Here is a 24,306-nt window from a genome sequence, read left to right as displayed (position 1 = left end):
ATGTAATCCAATATTTCAAATGAGATTTATTACCATCTTTAATTGATATGTTATAACGTAATTATTAAACGGATAAAAAGCGGGGTCTTTGCCGCCGGCATGAAGCTACTCACGTTTTTGGAGCGTTAACATGACTTTTAAACACCAGGAAAAAGAGACACTAAATATATTCGCCGTTCTCGCGGTCTCGTTAAGCACGGTCATCGCCATGCTCGACAGTACCATCGCCAACGTGGCATTGCCGGTTATCGCCAAAGATTTCGGCGTTTCCGAATCGGCCTCCATCATGATTATTAATGCCTACCAGTTTGCCGTTGTCGCCTCTTTGATGCCCTTCGCGGCGCTGGGCCGCGCGGTGGGCAATAAAAAGATCTTTATAGCCGGGGTGGTGCTGTTCGCTTTTTCATCCTTGGGCTGCGCGCTGTCCACGACGCTGTCGATGCTGACGGCATTCAGGGTGATACAGGGCTTCGGCGCGGCGGCGGTGCTCAGCGTCAATGCGGCGCTGATCAAGGAGATATACCCGGAAAGGCTGCTGGGGCGCGGTCTGGGGATTAATGTGATGGTGGTGTCGGTTTCCGCCGCCGCCGGGCCGTCCATCGCCTCGGCGATACTTTCTCAGACGAGCTGGAACTGGCTGTTTACCATCAATGTTCCCATCGCCTGCCTGTCGCTGCTGCTGAGCCTGATCTTCCTGGCCCCCCGCGAGCGGCGCAGCGTTGGATTCGACAGCGGCGGGGCTCTGTTGGTGTTTGTGCTGTTCATCGCTTTCTCGCTCAGCACGATGAGTATGACCACCCACCATCTGCCGGCGGCGGCGCTCAGCTTTGCGGTATTCGCCGGGCTGGCCGGGTGGCTGTACATCAATCAGAAAAGAAAGGCCAACGCCGCGCTGATCCCGGTCGCGATGCTGCATAACCCGACGCTGTCATTGTCTTTGCTGATGTCGATGCTGTCTTACAGCACCCAGCTTTTGGCTTTTGTATCGCTGCCTTTCTATTTCCACAATGTCCTGCAAAGAAACGTGGTGGACATCGGTCTGCTGCTGACCGCTTGGCCGCTGGCCACCATGGCGTCTTCGCTGATTTCCGGTGATTTGGCCAAGAAATACGATCCCAATCTTGTTGCCCTCTCGGGCCTCGCCTGTCTGCTGGCAGGCATGCTGCTGATGGCCAATTTGCCAAGCGATCCGTCGAATGGGGCGATCGTATGGCGCGTGGCGCTGTGCGGCATCGGTTTCGGCCTGTTTCAATCACCGAACAACCTGCTGATCATGACCTCTGTGTCCCATGAAAACAGCAGCATCGCCAGCGGCCTGTTGGGCAGCTCCCGATTGATCGGGCAAATCGTCGGTTCGGCGTTAGTGGCGATTTTCTTCAATATGCGCGGCGCGCAAGCGACGAATATCAGTTTAATGGCGGGGGCGGCATTCTCGTTCCTTTCTCTGGTCGTGAGCTATATGCGCTTCAAGTCCGCCGTTACGTTAAAAACCAGCAAATAGAAGCACGAGGTTTCCCATGCGATTTATCCCATTAGTGCCGTTGGTTATCGGGATGGCGGCGTTTTCCCTTGCCGGCTGCACGACCTACCACGACGTGGCGTTGCAACAAAAAGAGGCGGGGCTCAATAGCCCGTATTACCTGCTGCAGCCGCCGGTCTATGTCGGCGACCAGTTGAAATATGGCCTGAAGGATGGCAGCGGCGGCGAGCTGACGGTGGCGAAGGTTGAACCTAAAGACATCGTCGCCGACAGCGGAAAAATCATTCCCCTGGCAGAGCTTTCTTTCCTGCAACGCAAAGACCTTTCCACGGGAAAAACCGCCGCGTTGGTCGGCGGCGGCGCGGTCGCCACCACGGCAATCGTGTTTGTGGCCGGGATCACCATTATGGCAGCAGGCATCGCCGCGTCGGCCTAATACAGCCCATCGACGCACGCCGCCGAGCGTGCGCACAGGAGGCACCATGTGCGTCACAGTGAAATTTATCGCCACCGCGCTGCTGGCTCTATTCGCCTTGCCGACCGCGCCTTGCGCCGGCGCCAGCCTGCCGGCGGCGGCCGAGCCGTTGCAAAGCGCGGCGACGCAAACCCTGCCCGGCAGCTACCCGCGGATCGTCATCACCGGCAACTGCCCCTTCGGCGTGATCCTGGCGAACGAGGCGGCCTATCGGCATGTCGTCGGCGTGGGGCCCTGGGCGTTCATGCATGCCGATAGGCATGTGTTGAAGGACATGAAGCCGGATATCGGCAGGATCACGTCCGATTTCATCAATAAGGACTATCGGGTCAACATGGAGTCGTTAATGAATCTCCGGCCCGACATCATTTATTACTACGGCAAAAGCCAGGAGGATCGGCTGGAAAGGGCGGGCGTGATGACCGTCGATCTGGATGCCGGCGGGAAGACCAAATACCAGCCGATGGTCACCCAGGTGTATTGGGAAAATACCTTCGCCGACACCCTCGGCCTGCCGCGCACGCATAAATTCAAAGACGCCTGGGAAAAGACCCTGAAGCAGATCCGCCCCTATGCCGCCGCCATCCGCGCGCAGCACGTCAGGGCGTTGTATCTCGAAGAAAGCGACGGCAGGCAGCTGAAGGTGAGCGGCCCGCATACCTACGGCGACACCTACCTGAAAATGGCCGGCATGGACAATGTCGCCGGGGATTTGCCGGTAAAAGGGGATGCCGGCAGGTACATCAACGTTTCGATGGAGCAGATCATGGCCTGGGACCCGGATGTGATTTTCGTGGTGTTCGGCAGCGCCAAAGCACTGCTGCACGGGGGGATCCCCGGCCAGGCGTGGGAGACGCTCAGGGCGGTAAAAAACGGCAAGGTTTTCTCGACGCCGGTGGGGATTCATAACTGGGGGGGCCTGTCGGCGGAAACGTCACTGCTGCCGCTGTTTATGATCAACCGGTATGCCCCTGAAGACATTAGCGACAAAACGCTGCGGGAGGAGACGCGCCGCTATTATCAGACGATGTTCTCTTATGCGATCCCGGACCGGTTGCTGGATGAGGTGCTGGCACAGCGCTAGTGCCACGGTTGAATAGCGTGAGTTCGTTGGAGGAGCTTGGGGATGCCGGGCAGAGGAAAATATGTGGCGATCATGGCGGGATTGTTTATTTCGCTCTGTGTGGTCGCCTTCGCATCACTGTTTGCCGGCCGCTATGCCTTGTCGGCCCATGATGTGGTGCAGATTTTATGGCGGGGGAACATGCCGGGGGAAAACCAGGCCCGCTATTCGGTGATTTTTAACCTGCGCGCGCCGCGGGTGGTGGCGGTGATGCTGGTGGGCGGCGGGTTGGCGGTCGCCGGCGCGACCTTTCAGGCGGTGCTGAAAAACGCGTTGGCCAGCCCGGACGTGCTGGGCACCTCTTCCGCCTCCGCCTTTGGCGCGGCGCTGGGCATTCTCTTGAGTTTGCCCTTTGCCCTGAGTTCCCTGCTGTCGTTTCTTTTCGGCGTGGTGAGTTTGTTGCTGGTGCTGGGCATTTGCCGCCTCAAACGCCGGCAGGATGCGCTCACCACGATTTTGTCCGGCATGATTATCGCGTCGCTGTTTATCGCGTTTGTCTCGGTCATAAAATATGTCGCCGATCCGCAGGATACCTTGCCGGCGATCGTCTTTTGGCTGATGGGCAGCTTCGCTTCGGTAGCGAAAGCGCAGGTTTATTGGCTTATCCCGCTGTTTGCGGCGTGTTACCTGACTATCTACCGGCTCAGGTGGAACATGAACATTCTCTCGCTGGGGGACGACGAGGCGCGCATCGCCGGGCTGAATCCGCCCCGGCTGAAGATCCTGTTGCTGATCGCCGCCTCCCTGCTGGTTTCCGCCTCGGTGAGCTTAGCCGGCGTGGTGGGGTGGGTCGGGCTGGTGATCCCGCATTTGGTGCGCAGCGTGTTGGGGTATAACCACGGCCGCCTGATCCCGGCTTCGGCGCTGAGCGGGGCGCTGTTTTTGCTGGCGATCGACAATATCGCCAGAGGTGCCACCTATGCTGAAATCCCGATCGGCATCCTGACCGCGCTGATCGGCGCGCCGCTTTTCGCTCTCCTTTTCATTATGAGCAGCAAACATGATCACAGTTAACCAGCTGACCCTGGGTTTCAAGGGGCGAGAACCCCTTCTCGACAACGTCAGTTTTCATCTGGCGCGGGGCGAGATCCTCAGCGTGCTCGGGCCGAACGGCGCCGGTAAAACCACGTTGCTGAGACACATCGCGGGCCTGTGCCGGCCCCTGTCTGGCGGGTGCAAGATCGGCCTGGTCGACAATCGGCCCGCCCGGTTGGCTTATGTGCCGCAGGCGAAAACGCCGCATTTCGCTTATGGGGTACTCGATTTTGTCACTTTCGGCTGTGCTCGCCAGGCGGGATGGTTCGCCAGGCCGCGGCGGCAAGATGTCGCCAGGGCGCAGGCGGTGTTGCATGCGCTGGAGATCGCGCCGCTGGCACAGAAAAATATCAACCAGATCAGCGGTGGAGAACTGCAGATGTGTTATTTCGCCAAGGCCCTGGCGGCGGATCCCGACGTCATGATCCTCGACGAACCGGAATCGAATCTGGATTTTTACAATCAGGCTAAAATGATCGAGATGCTTTGGCACCTCGCGAAAGAGCGGCAGATGACGATCGTGCTGAATACGCATTTTCTGCACTACGCCGATCGCATCTCTGACAAGTGCCTGCTGATGAACCAGCGGCAGTGCATGTTTGGCGATAAAAATGCACTGCTGCAAGAGGACATCCTGGAGCGTTATTTCCAGGTGCCGGTGAGAAAGTGCCGGTATGAATATGCCGGCGTCAGCGAAGAAACGTTCATTGTCGCGCTACGGCATCATGCTTGAGTGCCGACGTCGCGAGGGTGATTGAGGGATATCCCTCATTGCGGCCCCGCCGGCGGTTATTTAAGCTGAAAGGGCAATGTAACGGTGAATATGGAGATAATCATGACTGATTCAGTGTCCAACGATCGTAATCCCACCCCGGATGTGGCGGAAGACAACGCGTTCTTCCCATCGCCTTACTCCCTCAGCCAGTACACCTCGTCCAAAACCGACTTCACGGGCGCCAGCTACCCGAACGCCTATCGCGGCGGCAAGTGGAAGGTGCTGATGATCGCCTCGCAGGAGCGCTACCTGCTGATGCAAAACGGCAAGTTCTTCTCTACCGGCAACCACCCGGTCGAGATGCTGTTGCCGATGTATCACCTGGATCTGGCCGGTTTCGAGATCGACATCGCCACGCCGTCCGGCGATCCGGTGAAGCTGGAGATGTGGGCGTTCCCGCATGAAGATGAAGCAGTCAAGGCCACCTACGAGAAGTACCGCAGCCAGCTCAAGCAGCCGAAAAAGCTGACGGAAGTGGTGAAGGATCTGGATGGCGGCAACTACCTCGGCGTTTTCATTCCCGGCGGCCACGGCGTGCTCAATGATATCCCGTTCAGCGAAGAGGTGAAAAAGACCCTGCACTGGGCGCATGACAACGATCGCTATGTGATTTCGCTGTGCCACGGGCCGGCCGGTTTGCTGGCGGCGGGCATTAGCGAGAACAAAGAGGATTTCCTCTATCGCGGCTATGAGATGTGCGTGTTCCCGGACTCGCTCGATACCGGCGCCAACATCGACATCGGCTATATCCCCGGCCCGATGCCTTGGCTGGTGGGCGAACGCCTGCGCGAGCGGGGCGTTAAGATCGTCAACGCCGACATCACCGGCAAGGTGCATAAAGATCGGCGCTTGCTGACCGGCGACAGCCCGCTGGCTTCCAACAACCTCGGCAAACTGGCGGCAGAGACGCTGCTGGCCGACGTCGCCACGCGATGAGCGACGAGATCGCGCAGCGCGCTTTCCAGACGGCGCTGGCGATGGACCACGAGCGAACCCTGTCCGCCATTCAGGGGCGGGTTCGCGCCTTCGCCGCGCCGTTCGGTTTCGATCGCTTTGTGCTGTTTTCCGCTTCCGCCACGGCGGAGGCGGGGATCGAGCATATCTACTGGGTCGAGGGCGATTGGTTCGGCGACGGCGAGGCGGTCGATGCGTTGACCTACGTGCGGCACTGCCCGGTGACCCGGCACATGCTGCGGGCCAGCGAGCCGTTCTTCTGGACTAAAACCCGGGCGCAGCAGGGCGAGCGCTACCGGATTGTGCGCACGCCGCGCGGCGCCGGCCTGCACGGCGTGCAGATCCCGGTATTTGGCCCGGCCGGTTTGGAGGGGGCCGTCAGCCTGGGGGGCGAGCGCATCGATGCCTCGCCGCCGGTGCGGCTGGCGCTGTCGCTGGTGGGCACGGCGGCCTTTCTGGCGGCGCGGCGGTTGTTTGAACCGGCGGCTGGCGAGGGAGAGGGCCGGCTGTCGGCGCGCGAGCGCGAGGTGCTGAGCTGGACCGCCATCGGCCGGCGGCAGGCGGATATCGCTGCGATGCTCGGCCTGTCTGAACGCACGGTGGAAAACCACCTACGCCGCATTCGCCAACGCCTCGGCGCCGCCACCACCGCGCAGGCGATCAGCGTGGCGATCCGCCTGGGGGAGATCGCCCCCGAGAGCCATTAGCCCGCCGCCATTTGCCGCAGCAGCCACTCGCGCAGCGCAATGATATCGGGGCGCTGCGCAGTTTCTTCGGTGGCCACCAGATAGTAGTTGGCGCCGGGTAACGCCATCTCGAACGGCGCGGCCAGCACGTCGCGCTGCAACAAATCGCGCGCCAGCAGCCGGCTGGCGATCACCACCCCCTGGCCCGCCACCGCCGCCTGCAGCGCATGGGTTTCGTCGCTGAAGGTCAGCCCGGCTTCCACGTTCAACCCTTCCGGCCCGTAGCGCCGTCGCCAGTTTTCCCAGGTCGGCGCGTCGGCGGGAACCTGCCGATGTTCCACGTGAAACAGTGTTACCCGCTGCAAATCTTCGATGCGCTCCAGCGTCAGCGCCGGGCTGGCCACCACGATAAAACGATCCTCATGCAGCAAGGTGCAGTGCAGATCGCTTTCCGGCGTTTCGCGGTAGCGAATGGCGACGTCCACGGTGCGCTGGCTGAGATCGACGCGCTCGACGCTGGTGTGCAGGCGCAGATCGATGGTGGGAAACTCCGCCTTGAAATCCGCCAGGCGCGGTACCAGCCAGTGGGTGAGAAAATTGGAGGTGGTGGTGACGGTCAGCGCCGGCGGCTGCTGGGCGCGGGTGATTTGGGCGACGGACTGCTCCAGTGCGGCGAAGGCGCGCTGGGTGCCGGCATACAGGATCTCGCCGGTCTCGGTCAGGCTGACGCCCTGCGCGCTGCGCTCGCACACCCGGCATTCCAGCACCGATTCCAGCAGCTTGATCTGATGGCTGACCGCCGTTGCGCTGACGCCCAGCTCTTCGGCGGCCAGTTTGAAGCTGCGGCAGCCAGCCACGGCGTGGAAGGCGCGCAGCGCGCCCAGCGGCGGCAAACGGGGTTTTCTCATGGCTGAGTTATTCTCATCTAAGGCTGAAAACTATGAGTTTGTCTGACCGATTATACAAGAGATAGGCTACTGACATGTGAACAGGGAAATGAATTTATTTCATCATTTCCATCATGTCGGGAGTGAACGATGAGCCTTTATATCAACAACGGTGCCCTGGGCGCCATGGAACACACGGGAACGGCGGCGAGCGCCCTGGCGCTCAGCGTGCCGGTCGCGGCGGGCGCTTTGCTGCTGGGGGCGGAGAGCCTGCTGGGCATCGGCGCAACGCTGATGCTGCTAACGGCATTGGCGCTGGCGTTTCTCGGCGGCGCCGCGCTGGCCCGCCGGCAGCCGCTGCGGAACCGGCCTGCGCTGGCTATGCTCCGCTACGGTTTTTTGCTGGCGGCGGCGGGGTGGCTATTGACGCTGCTGATGCTGTTCGGCGGCCATGATTGGCCGGCCTTGCTGGCGGGCATTGCCCTCGGCGGTCTGGGCCAAGGCGTCGCCTACCGCACGGCAGTGGGAGAGAAAGCGGCGTTCGCCGTGGCGTGCAGGCTGACGACGGTGGTGACTAGCGTGGCCGTAGTGGTTGCCGTTTCGCTGGTGCAAACCTATGCCGCGCCGGGGATAAAGGGAGCCTGTTTCGCGCTGGCGCTGCTGGTCGATTTGGCGTTGCTGGGGGCGTTGATGGCGCGGATTGCGGAGCGGGACAGGGAGTGAGCCGTCGCGCTGAAGATAAACAGCCCGCCCGGGGGAACGGGCGGGCTTCGCTTAGGCGGCCGCCAGCTCTTGCGGCGTAACGGTTTGCAAGCCGACGAGCTGAATGGCCGGCTGCTCCAGCGTGATGCCGAAGTCGCCTTGATCCCAATTGTAGATATTGACGATGTGCTGATTGAGCGCGCTTTCGCCTTGCATGAATATCGACAGATCCTGCGTATGGGTTTGCGCGTTGTAGTTCAGCGAGAAGCTGCTGTTTGAGCCTTCGGCGCCGAAGGCCAGCAGGTGGTTATCGATAGACAGGGAAGAGGCCTGTAAAAAGCCCAGTTCGAAGCTGTCGTCGATGTAGATATTGTGGGTCTGCTTCACGGGAATATTCAGCAGGCTGTTGGGGAAGGGAACATCGTTGGACAGCATGCTCAGGTTTACGCCGAGATAATCCTGCGGCGCGCTCCCACCCGGCGCAGTGGTATAGCCGTGCTCGAAGCGAATCTCGCTGGAGCCTTTGCCCAGGTTAACCTCCAGGCCGTTGGCCGGCGTCAGCACCCGATCGTTAAAGGTGACGTTATCCTTAAAGTCCGTCAGCTTCACCGCCTCAATGTTGTACAGCCCGTCCTTAAAGCCGTACAGCCCGATGCCGTTTTTCTCGATCACTCCGCGCCCGCCGTAGCTGCCCTGGGCGTCAAACTTCAGGTTTACCCCGTGCGACAGGCTGGAATAATCGACCGTATCATGGCCGCTGCCGCCGTCGATGACCGTCCAGCCGTAGTTGCCGGCGTTGTTTTGCCAGCCGCGCGGCACGCTGATGGTGTCGTCGCCGCTGCCGGTGTTAACGGCGATATTGCCGAACGCCAGCGTGAAATCATCGTCATGCAGCGTACCGACGCGGTACAGATTCGGCGTGGACAGCACGTCGGCAATGTCGTTGAAAATCGCCGAGCCGATATCCAGCTTGCCGGGAATGAGGCTGCCGCCGCCGGTCACGCTGCTGCCGTAGGATTCGGTGTAGAAATCACGCGCCGCTTCGGCGGCGAGGCGGATGGTCTCGTGGCCAATGCCGAGGGTGGTCAAATAGGTGGGCACTTCGCCTGCCAGCAGCGTTTCAACCACGTAACTGAGGTTTTTCATCTGCATGGAGACCTGCGCCGCCGCAATCAAATCGTAGGTGCCGCTTTCGACCTTAAAAGGCGAGGTGTCGTTGGTGGCCACCCATTCGGTAAAGAACGAGGTGTCGCCTAAATAAGAGAACAGCGTGGTGCCGGCCCAGGGGGAATAGTTGGGGGCGCCGGTCGAGGAAGCATCGGTGAACACCTCGGACGCCGCCGCGCCGGCGTCAATCAGGCCGACCTCGTGAATGTCCGGCACTTTGGCGCTGGTGGGCGGGGCATCCGGCAGCGGCGCGTTGGGATCGCTGCTCAGATCGACGCCAAACAGCGTCTTGGCGAAGTTCTTGGCGATGTTGTCGGAGGCATTTTGAATGCGCGTTTCCCAGTCATCGGGAACATGCCCGGTGCGCAGCTCATACTGCAGCTTGGTTTGGTCGCGAATGTAATGGGCAAACGCCCCCTGATTCGAGTTCACGCCATAGGCGCCTTTGATCCAGGTATAGACCGCGATATCCACACCCTGAACAGGTTGGTTGGCATGGTTGGGATCGGTGAGCGCATTGACGGAGGCGGCATACACGGCCGGCCAGTCGCCGGCTTTGGCGGCCTCCCAAATCGCTTGCAGTTTTTCTCGGTCGGTAATGACGTAAGCCATATAAACACTCCTTGTTGCTGAGAGATTGCTGTGAAATTCAACATGATGAATGGAGGCGCGCGATGGAATAAACCGAAACCCGTACAGCCAGAAACGCGCATGCCGCGAGCCGCAGCGAACGATGGGCGGCAGGCGCCCATAGCGAAAGGATAGACGCAACTTACCGAGCGCGAACAATTCGCTTATCGATTGTTTTTGCAGGATTATTGCTGCAAATCGGCGGGTTCGCCCGCGTATTGGCGCCAGGGAGGGATTTCCGTCAGCTGGGTTAGGAATCTTCTTAGGTAAAAGAGTGAGTTTCGCTGGTAGGGGTTGGCCAAGCGTTGGCGTTATGGCGGTGATTGTGGTTGCCGCGTTGCGGATTCACACCGACGGCAACGCCGGGGGGCGCTGCTGGAGTGTGGAATGGGGTGGGGAAATGCTGGCGTGGGGACTCTGGCGGTCGGGTTTGTGCCAAGAGCAGACATTGCCAACGTTATGACCCGTTAGGATATCTTCGATTACATCAAAGAGCCCTATAGCCGAAACCTGCACCATAGCCATCTCTGTAGAATTCGTCCTAGGGGCTTTTAACAGACCTAGTTGTATGGATCGGAAGGAAATATTAAAGCTCAAGGCGTCAGTCCAACTATAGGGCCGAATCGTCTATCGGAGCGGGGTCAGTCCAGTGCTGTCCTGTTTGCTTACCACAAAAAAGAGTGCTGCTTGTACCTGCTAACTAATGGTATGAGGAGTGAGGGGGGCGGGTAGAACCAAAAGCGCTTACTACGTGTGGCGCTCTCCTGGAAGAGGAGACGTCGAAGTGATAACGCTAACAACAGTCTTACTGGTGATGCAGATAATGCTAGCTGGTCTGCAGATTATCGTTGCCATCAAGCAACTGACCGGACGCCTGTAAGGGATGAAGGAACTTGATTAAAGGCTGGGGGGTTACCTCCCCTGCCTTTTTTCGTTTCTGCGCAAGTTAGCTCTGTTATTATAATCCTTACTCACACTGTAAGGACATAGTTCAAATGACTGAATGGCTTAATGCACATTTTGGTGCAGACGCAGCTACTTATCTTGGCTTATTAGTCGGCGTACTGGCACTGTTTGGTATTGGGGGCGGTGTTACATATAGAATCAGACAGCAAAACAACATCAAACAGAAGGCAAAGAAAACCGAGGGTGATGTGAACCAGGCCGGACGGGATATTAATCAGACCACCAACGTTTACCACACATCCAATGAATCTGCTGAGGACCCTGTAAAAAAAAACAAGATGAACATGATCTGAAGATCATCGACCAGATTCTTGAATTGCTGCCTTATGAGGATACTACTCAATGGGTTGAGCAGAGCTACCTGAGCGGTATACGGCAAGATGTTTGCTTAAACATTGAAAAAGCTGAAAAATTTAGCGGTGAAAAGTATCGGTTATTCAATACTGAAGTGAATGGTGCGAAGGACGCTTTTTTGGACGCTATGACCGCATACGTAGATAGTACGCTACCGTTTATGAGTGTTGATTACCCGAACAGAAAGCCAGTGATGCTAAGCCTTCCCCATGACTGGAAGAGTAAGAGTGTTGAATCGGAGGCAAACTTCCGCTTTCATCAGCAAAATGTGCGTGAAACATCGGGGGTGATGATTGCGCGTTATGAGGATTTTGTCAGGACATTTAAGGCTCATGGATTCATAAGCGATAAACTGTAAAGGCGCAGTGGGTCAGCGAACACCGCAACGACAGAACCGCGTAAGCGGTAAAATCAGCTTGTTAACTGGCGAGTTTATAGCCGTCCCTCCGGGGGCGGCTTTTTTATGACTATAATGGACAGAATCACCTGAACGTCCAGGTGAGTTTTCCTGACAGCACGTCAAGGAATGTTCGCTTTGTGCCAGGAGCGGACGTCTAGTTCGCTGAACCACAAAAAGTCGTTTCTAGTTATATTACTGGCTCATTAGTATCTTTATGCGATAATATTTCATACAACCAAAATTATGATGAAGGGAGTTCAAATGGCAATTACGGTCTATTCTCGTACATTCAAAAAGGAATTGGACATGGTTCAATTGTTAAACCATTACTCATCAGATAACGCACTCAATTTCAGTGATTTCAAGGAATTTGTTGCCTTTGATGCAGAGTGCCCAATTTGCAATGTAAGCGGTGCGATTGTTGTTTCAGAAGGTTATTCGAAAAGAACAAATAAGATAGTCAGCCAATCTCATTTTTCGTTTAGAACAAAAGACGGAACTGATGCACACAAAGTATTTTGCGATCATTACAATGGTGATGATAAGAAAATAGATTCATCAAGGGATGGTTTTATAAAATTTTGCACCTCAGGTTCAGAGATTACAAGTATAATTCGCGAGCTTGTATGTAGAGGTATTGAACATGATGAGTTCAATCAGGAAGATATTCGAAACATGCGACAATGGTTTACAGAATTACGCCAGTCAGGCACTTTTTCTGTTAACTATAGCCCTCACATGATCAATCTAATAAGGGCCAGCATGTATTCCCGTAAGGGAGAAAGTAAATATATTGTAGATGAAGAGAGGAAAAATAAATCTTGGTTTGATATAAACGATGAAGTGTATCGTTCGTTAAGATTCAAATATCCATCATTGATGATCGACATGACCAATGAAAATAATTCTGTTTTCTATAATCTTGTGAATAGTACCACATTTACTAAACAAGCACATCGATTAGTAGCACGAGATCGAGGTTATCAGGTTTATGATAGAAGGTTGCTTAAAGAAAAATATGAAGCAACGATAAGGGTTGCGCAAAAAATAACCAGGCATCACGAATTTCTTTTTAGGAAAATCAGGGGTATATCCGCTGTTAAAAAAAACAACCCCCTTTTGGCTGTATCTGCCTTGCTTCTTTTTGTCTCGGACTGGAATGAAACAACTGCAATCAACAAATTCATCAAATTGTGTGGTGTAGGGAAATCTAAAAATAATGATGAGGGGAATGTAATTGGCTTAAATCCCTTTATTCATTACGATGTCTGGAATGTTATTCATCAACTTAAGGATTTAATGGTTACACTTCCAGACTTCTCAAATCTTGATGAAGAATTTGACAGAGAAAAATCCAGATTAATTGAACTTTATAAGCTCTAACATAAACTAGCAGGCTGCGTATACAGCCTGCTAATTTTCATAGTAAAGACTTCATGCTTCAGTCTCGAGTTGGAGCTATCCGGCACAGATCACCCAGGCAATTCAACCGAAATTTTTCATGGGGGGTAGAGAAGTTTTGTCTCGAAGATTTGCTTTACAGCATACTAATCATTGAACCTCTGTTGAACCATAAGAAACTGGCAAGCACAATCCGTTGCTTGGGCATTGAATTCGACGATGCGTCGGATAGCTCTGACTCGAACAAAACATAAGGTTTTTAGGGCTGCAACAGCACCTCTGTGTCGTAGGCGGAAGTTAACAAACATTAAAATCTCTAAATCTGTAGGGATCAGACTCCTTCTATAAAAGGATACTGTGCATATCCTTAGTTGTATATAGGTGTGTTTAGAGTATTAGGATGCTAGTTTTGAAAATTAATTTTTTAAACATATTGAATTTTTTAATAATTGGGAATAGTGTATAGCTTTGTCATGGCGGATTTTTTCTCTTCAAGTATTTATTTGAACACTACTTCTAGCTCCTGCAAGGTTACAATATCGTGTAATTTTTTTCACAAAGACATAGATTATAATTTTTACTTAAAGGAAATTCAATGTCAAAAAATCTCCCGGTTTTATTAAGCTCGCCATCAACAACTAATTTTCCTGCAACAGTTAATACTGAAATAGAATTCCTTTCGCAAGCTAGAAAGTTGTTAGATTCTGGCTTCCCTGATCATGCTCTTTTAGATATATGGAATGCATCCATTCATAATCTTAGGCGGCGAATTGAGGCTTATGGTTTAGACTTATTCCTTTCCGCAATAAAGGATGATAGTGGTCGTAAAAAATATGATAAAGATGGTGAAACAATAAACGAGAGATGGTCAGGTGTAGATGATTTAGTGCTAATAAGTGGAGCAACCAAATTAGGGGTTCTGCATAAGAAAGCTGGAAAATCACTAGAAATGATCAATTGGATGAGAAACCATGCCTCTCCAGCCCATGCAAGTGATAGTAAAGTAGAGTCTGAGGATGTGTTTGCTTTGGCTCTTATGCTCCAGAAGAATTTATTCGAATCTGATATGCCAGACCCTGGACATTCGCCATCTGGATTATTTGAACCCATAAAAAAATCTGAACTATCAATTGAGAGCATAGACTTACTTAAAGATCAAATAAGAGCATTTAAGCAAGCTGATATAAGAATAACATTTGGATTTTTATTGGATTTAATAACTAAGGGGGAAAATCCTGCTTATGTTAATGCTAGCAAGTTGTTTGAACAAACATGGGAAAGATCTAATGATGATCTTAAAAAAACAGCGGGGGAAAGATATCACTCATTTATGCTGGAGCCCGAATCGGATACAAGTGAGGATAAAGGAGCAAAAATAAGAATTTTAGAGACTTTAGTAAAAGTTAATGGTGTGAAATTTATACCTGATGCTGCTAGGGCAAGTTTATACAGACATGCGGTTAAACAGCTAGCTAAAGCTAAGGATACATCTTACGGCTGGAATGATGAAGAAAGAGCAGCCAAGGCACTTATACAATTTGGACCTCATGTTCCATCTATTGCTTTTGAAGATGTATATCAAGAAATACTTACTGTTTGGGTGGGTAATTACTGGGGAAGATCTGATGCACATTTAGTACTTCAACCATTTTTAGATGTGTTAAATAGTAATCAATTGATGGCTCTCTCACGGTTGTTCGTGGAGAATGAAAGAGCAAATTCAGAACTGGTGTCACCAAGGCCCAAAAGAAGAGCAATAGAATTACTTGAGATAATAAAAAATAATCTAACAATTCAAGCAAGCATTGATGAAATTGATAGGATCATTTCTGAAATTGATAAAATGTAATTTATTTGCAATTAAGCCATGCTTTTTAGGTGGCTTATTTTTTTAAATCTACTACTTATATTGATATTAGCAATGTAATTGCTAAAGTATTCCTAGCCCACTATTCATCTAAATATGGTTGTCGAAAGGCCCGCTTCTCGCTCATTGAGGTCCTTTATATTTGGGGCTTAGCCCTTCATCGTCATAGGAATCATAGGCATCTACCCACATCCTCACCAGTGTTCAGTGGATGTTAAAACGTGCAGATGTTAACTGATAACCTTCGTAGTAGTGAAGGTGAATGCCCCACATTTTGGTTTCGTAAAACCATAAAAAACTTGCCCACTAAAATAAAACATGCTAAGTGGTTGACATTGGTCTTAATTAGGTCTAAATTAAGACCACCTTCGGGTAACCCCATGCGGATGGGGTCACAATGTGATGATTAAACTAAAAGCGGCTTAAGTGCCGATGATTTGTTGACCACTTAGCGTCAGCACGGAGTTAAATGATACTCAAATGAAATGAGTTGCTTCGTTAAATAGAGGTTTATTAAGAGGAAAGACTATGAGAGTCGAAACCATTAGTTATCTGAAAAAGCACGCCGCGGTGCTTGATCTTGCAGAGCCATTATTGGTCACACAAAACGGTGTGCCCGCTTATGTTGTTGAGTCGTATGAAGAGCGCTTGAAAAGAGATAATGCAATCGCATTGCTGAAACTCTTAACTATCTCTGAAAAGGACAAAAGCGAGGGACGCACGTATAGTCGTGACCAGTTAATGGCAAGTCTTTAATACTTGCTATGACTGGAGGGCACATGCCTAAAAGCAACACAAAAAAAGGTGTTATTTACACCGAAACGTTCAAACTCACTGCTCGCAATCTTTTGAATTTTCTTTCGACCAGTGTTGAAGAGCCAAAAGAAGTACTTAATAAACAACTCGATGAGTTTGAAAAGAAAGTTGATGTTTTCCCTGAGAGCTGTCAGTTTTCACCTGACTTGCTTGAATTAGGCTGTGACCGTTATCGTGAATGTATTACCAGGGATGGTTATCGCATCCTTTACTCCTACGATACAGAACAGGAGGAACTAACTGCCCATGTCATTCTTGGCAAGCGACAGTCAGTCCTTCAGTGTCTTTTCGAGAGACTAATCGCTTTGTAAAAGCAGATGAATGAAGCCACTTTAGTGGCTTTAATTTTATCTGCGATTTTTTACCAGCCGATTGTTAACTTGAGTAGACCTTCTATCGGGTGATTCGTCATGCCGCTCCACATTGGTAGACGGCATTTCGCTCATAAGGGACAACCATACTCAAATCTCCCACATTGCAGGAGATTTGGGTATGAACACGTCACCGTGGAACAAAGACCGTATCATAGGCCAAAAAAGACCACTTCAGATATCTCATATCTGGGGGATCCGAATCCGGCTTGAACTGGAAGGTAAAACGCGCGATTTAGCTCTATTCAATATGGCCTTGGACAGTAAGCTACGAGGCTGTGATCTGGTCAAACTCAAAGTATCTGATGTTGCATATGGTAGCTCTGTTTCAAGCAGAGCTACGGTGTTGCAACAGAAAACCGGTAGCCCTGTGCAGTTTGAGATAACCAAAGGGACAAGAGAAGCTGTTGCTGCATTGATAAAGCTTGGCAATTTGCATAGTAAAGACTTCTTGTTTCGATCTAGGGTCGGAACTAACCAGCACATTTCAACCCGCCAATACAACCGAATCTTTCATGGGTGGATAGAAAAGCTTGGTCTCGAAGATTCACTTTACAGCACACATTCCATGAGAAGAACAAAACCTTACCTGATCTACAAGAAAACCAAGAATCTCAGGGTGATCCAACTTCTGTTGGGTCATAAGAAACTGGAAAGCACAGTCCGTTATCTGGGCATTGAAGTCGATGATGCGTTAGAGATCTCTGAATCGATTGAAGTCTAAGGTTGTCAGGGCTGCAACAGCAGCCCTGTGCCAAAAGCGGACTGTTCAGCAACATATTGCTGAAAGAATCTAACATGAATAGAGACAATCTAGGTTCGTTAACAGATTAACAAAGACCGGCAGAGACCTACCCGGTCCCGGCCAGCAAAGGTTAAATAGCTAATCTTCATCCTCTGGGTTAGGTTCGATAACGACAGAGAATTTCCCATCCTCACGTTCCTTGAAATCTCTGATGATGCGTACTGCTTGCAGATGCTGAAGAATTGATATCACGCGCTCCCTGTTTGCAACAGCAATTGTCGCTCGGGTTCGATTAAGGAATATATTTTTCAATTCATCTTCACCTAAATGATGACAAAGCCCGGCCAGTTGATGTTTATTGAGACCTGTCACAATAAATCGCGTAAACAGCATGCCCTTGAATTCTTCATTACTAGTGCTGTTAAACACCTGCAGCAGGACATCATTTGGGAAATTAAGGTCAGCGATATCAGACACAATGAAATAATCAATAAATAGCGACACCAGGTCCGCTCTTTCTTGCACAGTAAAGGGTGCGTAAGTCATGACTTTTGTGAACATGGCTTTAAAGAAGCGCGCATCTTTTTCTTTTCTTAGATAGAACTCGGGCTGCTCCAAAAATTCACTTTTATACTGACTAAACCAATAGACGAAGGCATCACTGATTTTCTCATCCAGATCCGCGTATTGAGCCGCAATTTTTTCATACACATCCGCGTCGAGAGGCAGTTTCAACATAGCTATCAATGTGCAGAAATTACGGGCGCTGAGGTGCTCATCAATTTCCCGCATGTTAATCTCAATCGGTGCAACCAGGTTCTGATAAGTCCACTCGTCTAGGTCATCATTACAGATAATTTTCATGTACAGCAGGTCATAGCGGTCGCCATCATAGACTTCTAGGGGGGACTGACCTAATGCAGCCACATGCTTTGTCACATACGCCGTCAGTATTGCCATGTTGCAGTCTTCACAGATATAGTCTATTAGCGCGCCCCATCCCGGCACGACGCGGTCATAACGGTAAAACAGGTCGTGATAGGAGATCGTTAGCTGGTCTTCGGTAAATTCTTCTTTAGCCGATATCCCGGACAGATCAGCAAACGAGAAGGTCATTTTTCTGACGATATCGCCTTTGGAACCATCGCTTAGGGAGGTGCGGGTCAGGACGTAGCGGATACATTCGGCATCCTCAGCAGAGGAGATAAACACATCCCTTACGAATGTATCGATGTTTTGACTGAAGTAATCAGAAACCGCATTGAGTTTATGCTCATAGGCGAGCGTCCAAGGTTTCCTTTCCGCCTCTTCAGGCGTTATGTTTTCAATAAGACACGAAACGGCAATGCCAACATTGTGCCGAGTTAACTGATAAAGACTGTTTTGTGCAATAAATTGCAGGCAATACCGCTCCGTTAGCGTCATTGGTTCGAACAGCTCGTCATAACATGCCTCCGCCTGTTGTACGTGACGCATGAACTCTTCCTGATTCTCCTCGGTGAGCTGAGAGATGATACGGCAGCCCAGCGAATGAATAAGCTGGCGGTATTGCGATTTATCTAGCGCATGTTCAGGCGATACGCAGGCTATCATACTTATAGCAATATCATTGGTGAATTTTTCACCAGGCTGGCCTGCGAGAACGGCAACCATTCTGTCAAGATAACCATTTTTTTGCAGTGCAGTAACGATTAACTTATCGAAGGTCTCGGGTTTGCCAAATCTGCTATAAAGCTCAGAAAAAACAGCAAGGATATGTTCATCAGACTTGCTGAATAGCGAAGTGATCATACCAGCCAGATGTTCATCCTCGTTATCAATCAGATGTGTCACCAGTTGATGATGAAGCGCTCCATCGGCATAAATACGGTTATGTTCAACCAGTTCGCTGGTGACTCTGTTCTCATCATCGATAAAATATTCACCGTTTGAGGTTGCGTAGCTCAGATCCTGACCAACGGCTTTCAGGAAGTCGTTATCATTTACGGTCATCGATCCTTCATGGAAAATAGAGCGGTAGGCCATGAAGTCTTGCATCACCAGACCATCAGACAGCAGCAGATACAAGGCGTCTAACCCGCCATTGCGCATATCGGTACGCAAAGCATGGAGCTGCTGCTCAGAGACGAAGTCATGACCCTCCATCGCCTCAAGATACCCCTGAGCAATATCTTCAAATTTTTCACGCCCGATGATTAGCGTGAGTTCTCGCAGCGAAAGGGCATTTTTTAATTTTATTGACTCTTTAAGTTTCTTTATTTTTATCTGCAGCTCACTAAAAGCCGAGTTTTTATCTTTACCCATTTTTGTTTTTCGTTTCAGGTATTCTTCTTTTAGTTGTTCTCTTAATGCCCTATCAAAAAGTGAGAGTGAATATCTCTGATGACTAACAAAGTAGCCTATATATAAATTTTCCTTTTGCGATAAAAATTCTAAAAAACCATTTTCATCATCAATTAAAGCCAAAGTTGTTAGGGGGTAAAAATTACTATATCCATTCCCCGTACCAAAATGAATGCCATCCCAGAGTATTTTTGGAATATATCGACAAACTATTTCCTCTCTAATGCCCCTATGATCATACATAGGTTCATGATTAAGATGTTCTATTTCGGACTGTAAAAGATCCAGTTTTGTTTCCAGAGAATCGAAATGATTACGGTGAAATTTGCGAGTGCGATAGTCGCGAATAAATGAATATAAAACCCCTGTTCTCTTATCGGTAAGAAAATAGTCTAAGGCGTAGATATTTTTATAAAAAACCAGCGACAACAGTTTGATTTTATCATTTCCGTTATCAACGATATTGCTGAATACATGGTATTCATTGACCAAATTTTGCAGGCTGCGCATATCATTTATATATGCCGAAATGTCTTTCAGATATTTATCATTATGCGTATCGAACGACATTTTCCTCTTTAATAGAGTAAACGCATTTCTGCTATCCATAAATGGAATAACGGGAAGAATGAAATCAAAGAATTTAGTTCTGGCATCAGCACCAAGGAACAGGTCGTCTCTTACCGCATAAACAAACCTGACTGGATTGCCATCAACAATATTGTTATTAACTATTTTGTTAATTTCACGCAACTTAACGAAAATCTCAGGCGTTCCTAGCCTGTCAAGATCTTCAAAGATAACCACTTTATATTCCAACTTGGTAAAAAAATACACAATCTCGTCAAGGCAGTTATTCAGTAAAGATGGCGTCTCTTGGTCGCTTGCTTCAACATCCCCGCTTAAAAGGGCGATCTTGCTCAACTTAAGTTTCTTATCAAAAATACCGATTCGTGATGCACTGGCAGTTATAAAGTATAGCGCCGTAAAAGCCAGCAAAACTAATATAATGCTTTTTATAATATAGTGTTCATTAAATACCTCGGCCCAGGTTAGTGGAAGGCTTAGAAACTCTGCAATTGTTTTAAAATAGATAATAAATGCGGCAGCCGCGATGGGCGCAATGACTTTAAGTAAGGCCCGATAGGTTCCTCTGACATAGTGGGGGCCTCTATCGATTATTCTGTCTATCCTTGAGTCGGGAAGTTTCTCTCTATTCTCTTTATAAAGAATTTGTTGCAGGATACTGAATTCAACCTCCTGATGAGTTGGGCTGACGGTTGTTTCATTTTCCGTCATATCGAATCCGGCAAGTGATACATTGATGTACTTATCATCGCAGTGATATTTCATAAATGATGAAATAACCGTACTTTTCCCTGCTCCGTAGCTACCTGTAATGGCAATGTTTCTCACATCTTTCTGCAACAAAGCGTATTTCAGGGCAATGAAATACTCTCGCATACTGGCATCATTGATAGTTTTCGGCGCTAAGGTGTCATAGCGGTCATCTAACTCTCCTTCCGTCAGACTCAGCCCCAGCTCTGCACGCTGTAGCTGATCTTTTGCCTGGCGCTTAACCAGCCATGCTTCCGTCTTCCTGCACAGACCTATTGCCCAGCTCAACACGCTCATTCAGCGACTCCATTTTGCCAATACCCGATTACGATAAGAGTAAATTCCAACTGTGTTTAGTGACGCCCAGAATAATCCTGATGGTTATATCGTAGCGTTTTAACACGATGAAAACATACTCTTTTTTGAGTTACTCGTGCGAATTCACATTTGGCATGTATGAGAAGGCATCACTGGGGATCATGACACGGCCTTAGCCACATACTTTCTGGCAAACATAGCAGGAACAGCTACAAGTTACCCTTTGCATCTTCGAGTTCAGATAAAGAACACACCGCTGTACCACACCTGATTTGGCTCCGTCATTGTGAACTGGTACCAAGTAACACAGCATAGTAACGCGCTCCTAAGTCGAAGCGCTTGTACATGTTGTTGGCAATATGCTGGAGCTTACCCACAATTTGCCACTGTCCGGTCCAGCATTAATGCTCCGCTACGGCTAGGCTGCAACTGTAAGTATCTTGGAAAACGAGCTATTCATTTTAAGAGAAATCAGCAAGCATAACTTCCGCTCTTCGCTCAAAGCAGACCTTCAACTCAGTTAGCCTGCCCACTCCGTGCCAGAAGTGGACGTTGGCATTTATCATAGCGGCTAAATATAAAAGTCAGTTACTCAATGGCAACTGCTGACTTTAGGGGCTATCAACGGGGAGCAGTTCATACTGATTCTATGCCGCCTCTGGCTGCTCACATAGCGCGCCTCCCTTCGCATGACCGGCTTCTCAGGTTCTCTCTCGTGCCAGAAGATAAGACATTATCATCCTCGTCGCTTCTCTCTTTATCACTGGCGACATGAGTTCATTCCGGCGAGAGGCGGAATGAACGATGCCCTCCAACGCATCTGCGAGAATGCGGGCCGCGACTAAGTGGTCCGTTTCAGTATCGTCTGGCGGGGCCGCCGCACGGATGAGGTCTTCATAGCGACGATGATACTCACGCTCAAAAGCGTCATAGAATTCCCTCGGCGCGAGCGGAACCTCATCGATCAGAACACGATGCAGATCTTGGTTAGTCGCATGAAGCGTGACAACCGCATCAATCAATCGGCCAATATGTTCCTCGAGCGGAACCCTTTCGCCTTGTGTCTTGATATCAGGAAGCACTTTCAGAATTTCATCGAGATGCCGTTTCCGAATAGCCTCGGCAATTGCCAGATTATTTGGGAAATACTGATACAGCGATCCGATGCTGACGCCGGCAGTGTGCGCCACCTCGTTAGTCGTGAAGTTTGCCCAACCTCTCTGCGCCAAAACGCGAGCACCTGCCTCGACGATACTCTCCACCGTGTTCTGGGAACGCTGCTGTTTAGGGCGTTTCCGCATCGCGCGGTGTTCTGTAGGAATGCGAGTAGCCATAAACAACCTCCATTATTAATATGAGCAAGTGCTCATATTTTGGATTTTACCAGAAAGAGCGAAATGAGTCTTATGGAGCGACCATTATGTCTGCAGGTTTATCAAACAACCGCGAAGTTAAACTTATCCGCCATGTGCAGGGAGAAATTCACCCCGAAGATTTCGCCATCATGGAAACGACCATTCCTGCGCCCGGACCGTATGAAGCCGTAGTCCGCAACCGTTGGTTCCGTGTATCCATCTCGACACGGTTGATGGCGCAGGAGGATGCAAAGGCCGCCGAAGGCATTCCGTTCCCGCCTCTCAACCCCGGAGACACCCTGGCGGACGGCGCGATCGGAGAAGTGGTCCAGACCGGATCGGGCTGCAGCCTTCCTGTAGGTAGCCTTGTCATGCATCCGTTCGGTTGGCGGGAATATGCTGTGATCCACGAACACGACGGCAAGCTCATCGATTGCCGCGAACCTGACCCAGCGGCTTATCTCGGCCATGGCTGGACGGCCTATGCCGCGTTGACCCGAGGCGTTCAGGTGAAGAAAGGTGACACCGTGTTCGTTTCCAGCGGCGCGGGGGCCATTGGCTCGATGGCTGGACAGATCGCACGGCTCCTCGGCGCGACACGCGTGATCGGTAGCACGAGCAGAGCCAGCAAGGCCCGCTGGATGCAAGAGGAACTGGGCTATGATGCCGTCGTCACTCGAGACGGCGGCCCCATGAACGAGCAACTGGCGAAAGCCGCACCTGAAGGCATTGATGTCATCGTAGACATGGTGGGGGGTGAACAGCTCGCGGCGGCGATTAAGTTGGCAAGGGATGGTGCCCGTGGCGTTCTGCTCGGTGCGCTCACCGCTGAGCTGAACGCAGAAAAGGCGTCTTTGCAGGCTCCGGTTACATTGGACAGCTTTCAAATCATCTTCAAAGGTATGACATTACGCGGCTTCAGCGCGGATCATTCGCCCGATGCGTTTGGATTCTGGTTACGCGATCTGAAGACATGGGAGCGTGACGGACGCATTCATCTTACGTCCACGACCTTCAAGGGAATTGAAAGTTCGATATCTGCATTGCAGGAAGCCTGTGCCGGTCGCCTCAAAGGCGTGGTCCTGATCGAGCTATAGAACGGACGTCGTCATCTGGCATAGCCGTTCGGATGACTTACCCGCCATTCCTAAGCCTTATCGGTTAAATCGTCGTGTGATGGCGCAATGGCGTCTACGGAAAGTTCGCGTCACGCAGGCTGAAAACCACATTTTTCTCACATTGGAGTCAATATGACTAACACATATCATCGCGTGGGCAACGGACCCCACCCCGTTCTCGTTCTTCACGGTTGGTTCGGTGACGCGCACTCGTTCGAAGAGATTGAACCCTGGTTGAATGTCCACGCGTTCAACTATGTGTTCATGGATTATCGTGGCTACGGGGGCATGCAGGAAACGCGCGGCGCATATACGATCGATGAGATTGCCTCCGATGCGCTGGCGCTTATTGACGTTCTCGGCTTTCACGACTTCAGCCTGATAGGCCATTCGATGGGGGGGATGGTGATTGAGCGGATTGCAACGCGCGCGCCCAATCGAGTGCGGGCACTCGTTGCCGTTGCACCCGTTCCTTGCGGCGGCATTTCGTACGATGCTACGACGCGCCGCCTGCTTGAAGATGCTGCTGAGCAACTGGACAATCGAAAAGCCATCATAGACCGCAGTACTGGCGGACGGTTGCCCTTATCCTGGGTCGAATGGAAAGCAGCGTATTCGGTATCGCATTCCTCTCAGGAAGCATTTTCTGCGTATTTTCATGCATGGGCCGATACCGATTTCAGCGATGAGATTGTCGGATCGCATCCGATAAAGGTGCTTGTGGGTGAGCACGATCCAACATTCAATGCCGGGTTAATGGCCAAAACCTATCTTCAACGCTATCCCCATGCAACGGTTGAGATTCTGGAAAACGCCGGCCACTATCCGATGAACGAGACACCGCTCGCGCTTGTCAGGGCTATCGAATCCTTCCTTGCCGAAACAGCCACTGTCGGGCATATCCCCTCGTCCGCTCGGTGACGAGGGTAAGAGGCACAGAGGGCCTTAACTTGTCGGCATCTTTCATTCCAGCGGTGACTGGAATCGTTCGCGTTCTTAT

At 50.9% G+C, this 24,306-nt stretch carries 21 protein-coding genes; 17 read left to right on the top strand and 4 right to left on the bottom strand.

The genetic code is table 11. The annotated features are described in order from the left end of the window. The first annotated feature begins 130 nt into the window (after positions 1-130). The 7 genes from FUU19_RS16255 to FUU19_RS16225 all read left to right on the top strand — a co-directional run bounded on the left by FUU19_RS16255 (position 131) and on the right by FUU19_RS16225 (position 6,549). On the top strand, positions 131-1,501 hold the full coding sequence (locus FUU19_RS16255; protein WP_230490730.1) for an MFS transporter: 1,371 nt from the start codon (positions 131-133) through the stop codon (positions 1,499-1,501). Between the two features lie 16 nt (positions 1,502-1,517). Further along, complete coding sequence (locus FUU19_RS16250; protein WP_025303469.1) at positions 1,518-1,916, top strand: hypothetical protein; 399 nt, start codon at positions 1,518-1,520, stop codon at positions 1,914-1,916. 46 nt (positions 1,917-1,962) lie between these two features. Beyond that, positions 1,963-3,039 (top strand): ABC transporter substrate-binding protein, encoded by a 1,077-nt coding sequence (locus tag FUU19_RS16245; protein WP_230490731.1) that lies wholly within the window; start codon positions 1,963-1,965, stop codon positions 3,037-3,039. 42 nt (positions 3,040-3,081) lie between these two features. After that, positions 3,082-4,092: a FecCD family ABC transporter permease gene (locus FUU19_RS16240; RefSeq protein WP_230490732.1), complete on the top strand. Its 1,011-nt coding sequence runs from the start codon at positions 3,082-3,084 to the stop codon at positions 4,090-4,092. Then, on the top strand, positions 4,079-4,846 hold the full coding sequence (locus tag FUU19_RS16235) for an ABC transporter ATP-binding protein (RefSeq protein WP_230507210.1): 768 nt from the start codon (positions 4,079-4,081) through the stop codon (positions 4,844-4,846). Before FUU19_RS16240 ends, FUU19_RS16235 begins: the two co-directional genes overlap by 14 nt. Before the next feature lie 102 nt (positions 4,847-4,948). Further along, positions 4,949-5,824: a glyoxalase III HchA gene (gene hchA, locus FUU19_RS16230; protein ID WP_230490734.1), complete on the top strand. Its 876-nt coding sequence runs from the start codon at positions 4,949-4,951 to the stop codon at positions 5,822-5,824. Further along, positions 5,821-6,549 carry a PA1136 family autoinducer-binding transcriptional regulator gene (locus FUU19_RS16225; protein WP_230490735.1) on the top strand — a complete coding sequence of 243 codons (729 nt, stop codon included), beginning with the start codon at positions 5,821-5,823 and terminating at the stop codon, positions 6,547-6,549. The genes hchA and FUU19_RS16225 overlap by 4 nt, the downstream gene beginning before the upstream one ends. On the opposite strand, the gene FUU19_RS16220 is transcribed toward FUU19_RS16225, so the two are convergent. After that, complete coding sequence (locus FUU19_RS16220) at positions 6,546-7,436, bottom strand: LysR substrate-binding domain-containing protein (protein WP_230490736.1); 891 nt, start codon at positions 7,434-7,436, stop codon at positions 6,546-6,548. The genes FUU19_RS16225 and FUU19_RS16220 overlap by 4 nt on opposite strands. Before the next feature lie 129 nt (positions 7,437-7,565). Here FUU19_RS16220 and FUU19_RS16215 point away from each other — a divergent pair, with 129 nt between their 5' ends. Then, the gene (locus FUU19_RS16215) at positions 7,566-8,138 is read left to right on the top strand and encodes a hypothetical protein (RefSeq protein ID WP_230490737.1); all 573 of its coding nucleotides are present in this window, start codon (positions 7,566-7,568) and stop codon (positions 8,136-8,138) included. Between the two features lie 51 nt (positions 8,139-8,189). Here the strand turns inward: FUU19_RS16215 and FUU19_RS16210 are convergent, their stop codons facing one another. Beyond that, a complete protein-coding gene (locus FUU19_RS16210) occupies positions 8,190-9,896 on the bottom strand; it encodes a hemolysin (protein WP_230490738.1) in 1,707 nt (568 codons plus the stop codon). 1,013 nt (positions 9,897-10,909) lie between these two features. On the opposite strand from FUU19_RS16210, the gene FUU19_RS16205 reads away from it, so the two are divergent. The 7 genes from FUU19_RS16205 (at position 10,910) to FUU19_RS16175 (ending at position 16,813) form a co-directional block, all read left to right on the top strand. After that, a complete protein-coding gene (locus tag FUU19_RS16205; protein WP_230490739.1) occupies positions 10,910-11,173 on the top strand; it encodes a hypothetical protein in 264 nt (87 codons plus the stop codon). Between the two features lie 23 nt (positions 11,174-11,196). Then, on the top strand, positions 11,197-11,592 hold the full coding sequence (locus FUU19_RS16200) for a hypothetical protein (RefSeq protein ID WP_230490740.1): 396 nt from the start codon (positions 11,197-11,199) through the stop codon (positions 11,590-11,592). Between the two features lie 303 nt (positions 11,593-11,895). Further along, positions 11,896-13,017: a hypothetical protein gene (locus FUU19_RS16195; RefSeq protein ID WP_226882924.1), complete on the top strand. Its 1,122-nt coding sequence runs from the start codon at positions 11,896-11,898 to the stop codon at positions 13,015-13,017. A 613-nt stretch (positions 13,018-13,630) separates the two neighbouring features. Then, a complete protein-coding gene (locus FUU19_RS16190; RefSeq protein WP_084833138.1) occupies positions 13,631-14,884 on the top strand; it encodes a hypothetical protein in 1,254 nt (417 codons plus the stop codon). Positions 14,885-15,430: 546 nt separating this feature from the next. After that, positions 15,431-15,658 carry a type II toxin-antitoxin system Phd/YefM family antitoxin gene (locus FUU19_RS16185; protein ID WP_004114519.1) on the top strand — a complete coding sequence of 76 codons (228 nt, stop codon included), beginning with the start codon at positions 15,431-15,433 and terminating at the stop codon, positions 15,656-15,658. A gap of 23 nt (positions 15,659-15,681) precedes the next feature. Beyond that, a complete protein-coding gene (locus tag FUU19_RS16180; RefSeq protein WP_004114521.1) occupies positions 15,682-16,029 on the top strand; it encodes a hypothetical protein in 348 nt (115 codons plus the stop codon). 181 nt (positions 16,030-16,210) lie between these two features. Continuing rightward, positions 16,211-16,813, top strand: a complete 603-nt coding sequence (locus FUU19_RS16175) for a site-specific integrase (protein ID WP_118891880.1) — start codon at positions 16,211-16,213, stop codon at positions 16,811-16,813. A 159-nt stretch (positions 16,814-16,972) separates the two neighbouring features. Here the strand turns inward: FUU19_RS16175 and FUU19_RS16170 are convergent, their stop codons facing one another. Together FUU19_RS16170 and FUU19_RS16165 are read right to left on the bottom strand one after the other, a co-directional pair. After that, entirely contained in the window at positions 16,973-20,812 is a 3,840-nt protein-coding gene (locus tag FUU19_RS16170) for a YobI family P-loop NTPase (protein WP_230490741.1), read from the bottom strand. A gap of 722 nt (positions 20,813-21,534) precedes the next feature. Beyond that, complete coding sequence (locus FUU19_RS16165; RefSeq protein ID WP_230490742.1) at positions 21,535-22,167, bottom strand: TetR/AcrR family transcriptional regulator; 633 nt, start codon at positions 22,165-22,167, stop codon at positions 21,535-21,537. Positions 22,168-22,253: 86 nt separating this feature from the next. On the opposite strand from FUU19_RS16165, the gene FUU19_RS16160 reads away from it, so the two are divergent. Together FUU19_RS16160 and FUU19_RS16155 are read left to right on the top strand one after the other, a co-directional pair. Beyond that, a complete protein-coding gene (locus tag FUU19_RS16160) occupies positions 22,254-23,285 on the top strand; it encodes an MDR family NADP-dependent oxidoreductase (protein WP_197833430.1) in 1,032 nt (343 codons plus the stop codon). Between the two features lie 153 nt (positions 23,286-23,438). Beyond that, positions 23,439-24,227, top strand: coding sequence for an alpha/beta fold hydrolase (locus FUU19_RS16155; RefSeq protein WP_197833432.1), 789 nt, complete (start codon positions 23,439-23,441; stop codon positions 24,225-24,227). Positions 24,228-24,306: the final 79 nt, after the last annotated feature.

It is taken from the genome of Serratia montpellierensis, assembly GCF_020858655.1.
GTDB lineage: Bacteria > Pseudomonadota > Gammaproteobacteria > Enterobacterales > Enterobacteriaceae > Serratia > Serratia montpellierensis.
Note: the sequence above shows the minus strand (reverse complement) of the source record. Positions and strands in the feature narration are given on the sequence as shown.

Bases quoted from the DNA above. Each gene is read 5' to 3' on its own strand.
- FUU19_RS16255 (WP_230490730.1), top strand. From the start codon at position 131: ATGACTTTTAAACACCAGGAAAAAGAGACACTAAATATATTCGCCGTT.
- FUU19_RS16250 (WP_025303469.1), top strand. From the start codon at position 1,518: ATGCGATTTATCCCATTAGTGCCGTTGGTTATCGGGATGGCGGCGTTT.
- FUU19_RS16245 (WP_230490731.1), top strand. From the start codon at position 1,963: ATGTGCGTCACAGTGAAATTTATCGCCACCGCGCTGCTGGCTCTATTC.
- FUU19_RS16240 (WP_230490732.1), top strand. From the start codon at position 3,082: ATGCCGGGCAGAGGAAAATATGTGGCGATCATGGCGGGATTGTTTATT.
- FUU19_RS16235 (WP_230507210.1), top strand. From the start codon at position 4,079: ATGATCACAGTTAACCAGCTGACCCTGGGTTTCAAGGGGCGAGAACCC.
- hchA (WP_230490734.1), top strand. From the start codon at position 4,949: ATGACTGATTCAGTGTCCAACGATCGTAATCCCACCCCGGATGTGGCG.
- FUU19_RS16225 (WP_230490735.1), top strand. From the start codon at position 5,821: ATGAGCGACGAGATCGCGCAGCGCGCTTTCCAGACGGCGCTGGCGATG.
- FUU19_RS16220 (WP_230490736.1), bottom strand. From the start codon at position 7,436: ATGAGAAAACCCCGTTTGCCGCCGCTGGGCGCGCTGCGCGCCTTCCAC.
- FUU19_RS16215 (WP_230490737.1), top strand. From the start codon at position 7,566: ATGAGCCTTTATATCAACAACGGTGCCCTGGGCGCCATGGAACACACG.
- FUU19_RS16210 (WP_230490738.1), bottom strand. From the start codon at position 9,896: ATGGCTTACGTCATTACCGACCGAGAAAAACTGCAAGCGATTTGGGAG.
- FUU19_RS16205 (WP_230490739.1), top strand. From the start codon at position 10,910: ATGACTGAATGGCTTAATGCACATTTTGGTGCAGACGCAGCTACTTAT.
- FUU19_RS16195 (WP_226882924.1), top strand. From the start codon at position 11,896: ATGGCAATTACGGTCTATTCTCGTACATTCAAAAAGGAATTGGACATG.
- FUU19_RS16190 (WP_084833138.1), top strand. From the start codon at position 13,631: ATGTCAAAAAATCTCCCGGTTTTATTAAGCTCGCCATCAACAACTAAT.
- FUU19_RS16185 (WP_004114519.1), top strand. From the start codon at position 15,431: ATGAGAGTCGAAACCATTAGTTATCTGAAAAAGCACGCCGCGGTGCTT.
- FUU19_RS16180 (WP_004114521.1), top strand. From the start codon at position 15,682: ATGCCTAAAAGCAACACAAAAAAAGGTGTTATTTACACCGAAACGTTC.
- FUU19_RS16175 (WP_118891880.1), top strand. From the start codon at position 16,211: ATGAACACGTCACCGTGGAACAAAGACCGTATCATAGGCCAAAAAAGA.
- FUU19_RS16170 (WP_230490741.1), bottom strand. From the start codon at position 20,812: ATGAGCGTGTTGAGCTGGGCAATAGGTCTGTGCAGGAAGACGGAAGCA.
- FUU19_RS16165 (WP_230490742.1), bottom strand. From the start codon at position 22,167: ATGGCTACTCGCATTCCTACAGAACACCGCGCGATGCGGAAACGCCCT.
- FUU19_RS16160 (WP_197833430.1), top strand. From the start codon at position 22,254: ATGTCTGCAGGTTTATCAAACAACCGCGAAGTTAAACTTATCCGCCAT.
- FUU19_RS16155 (WP_197833432.1), top strand. From the start codon at position 23,439: ATGACTAACACATATCATCGCGTGGGCAACGGACCCCACCCCGTTCTC.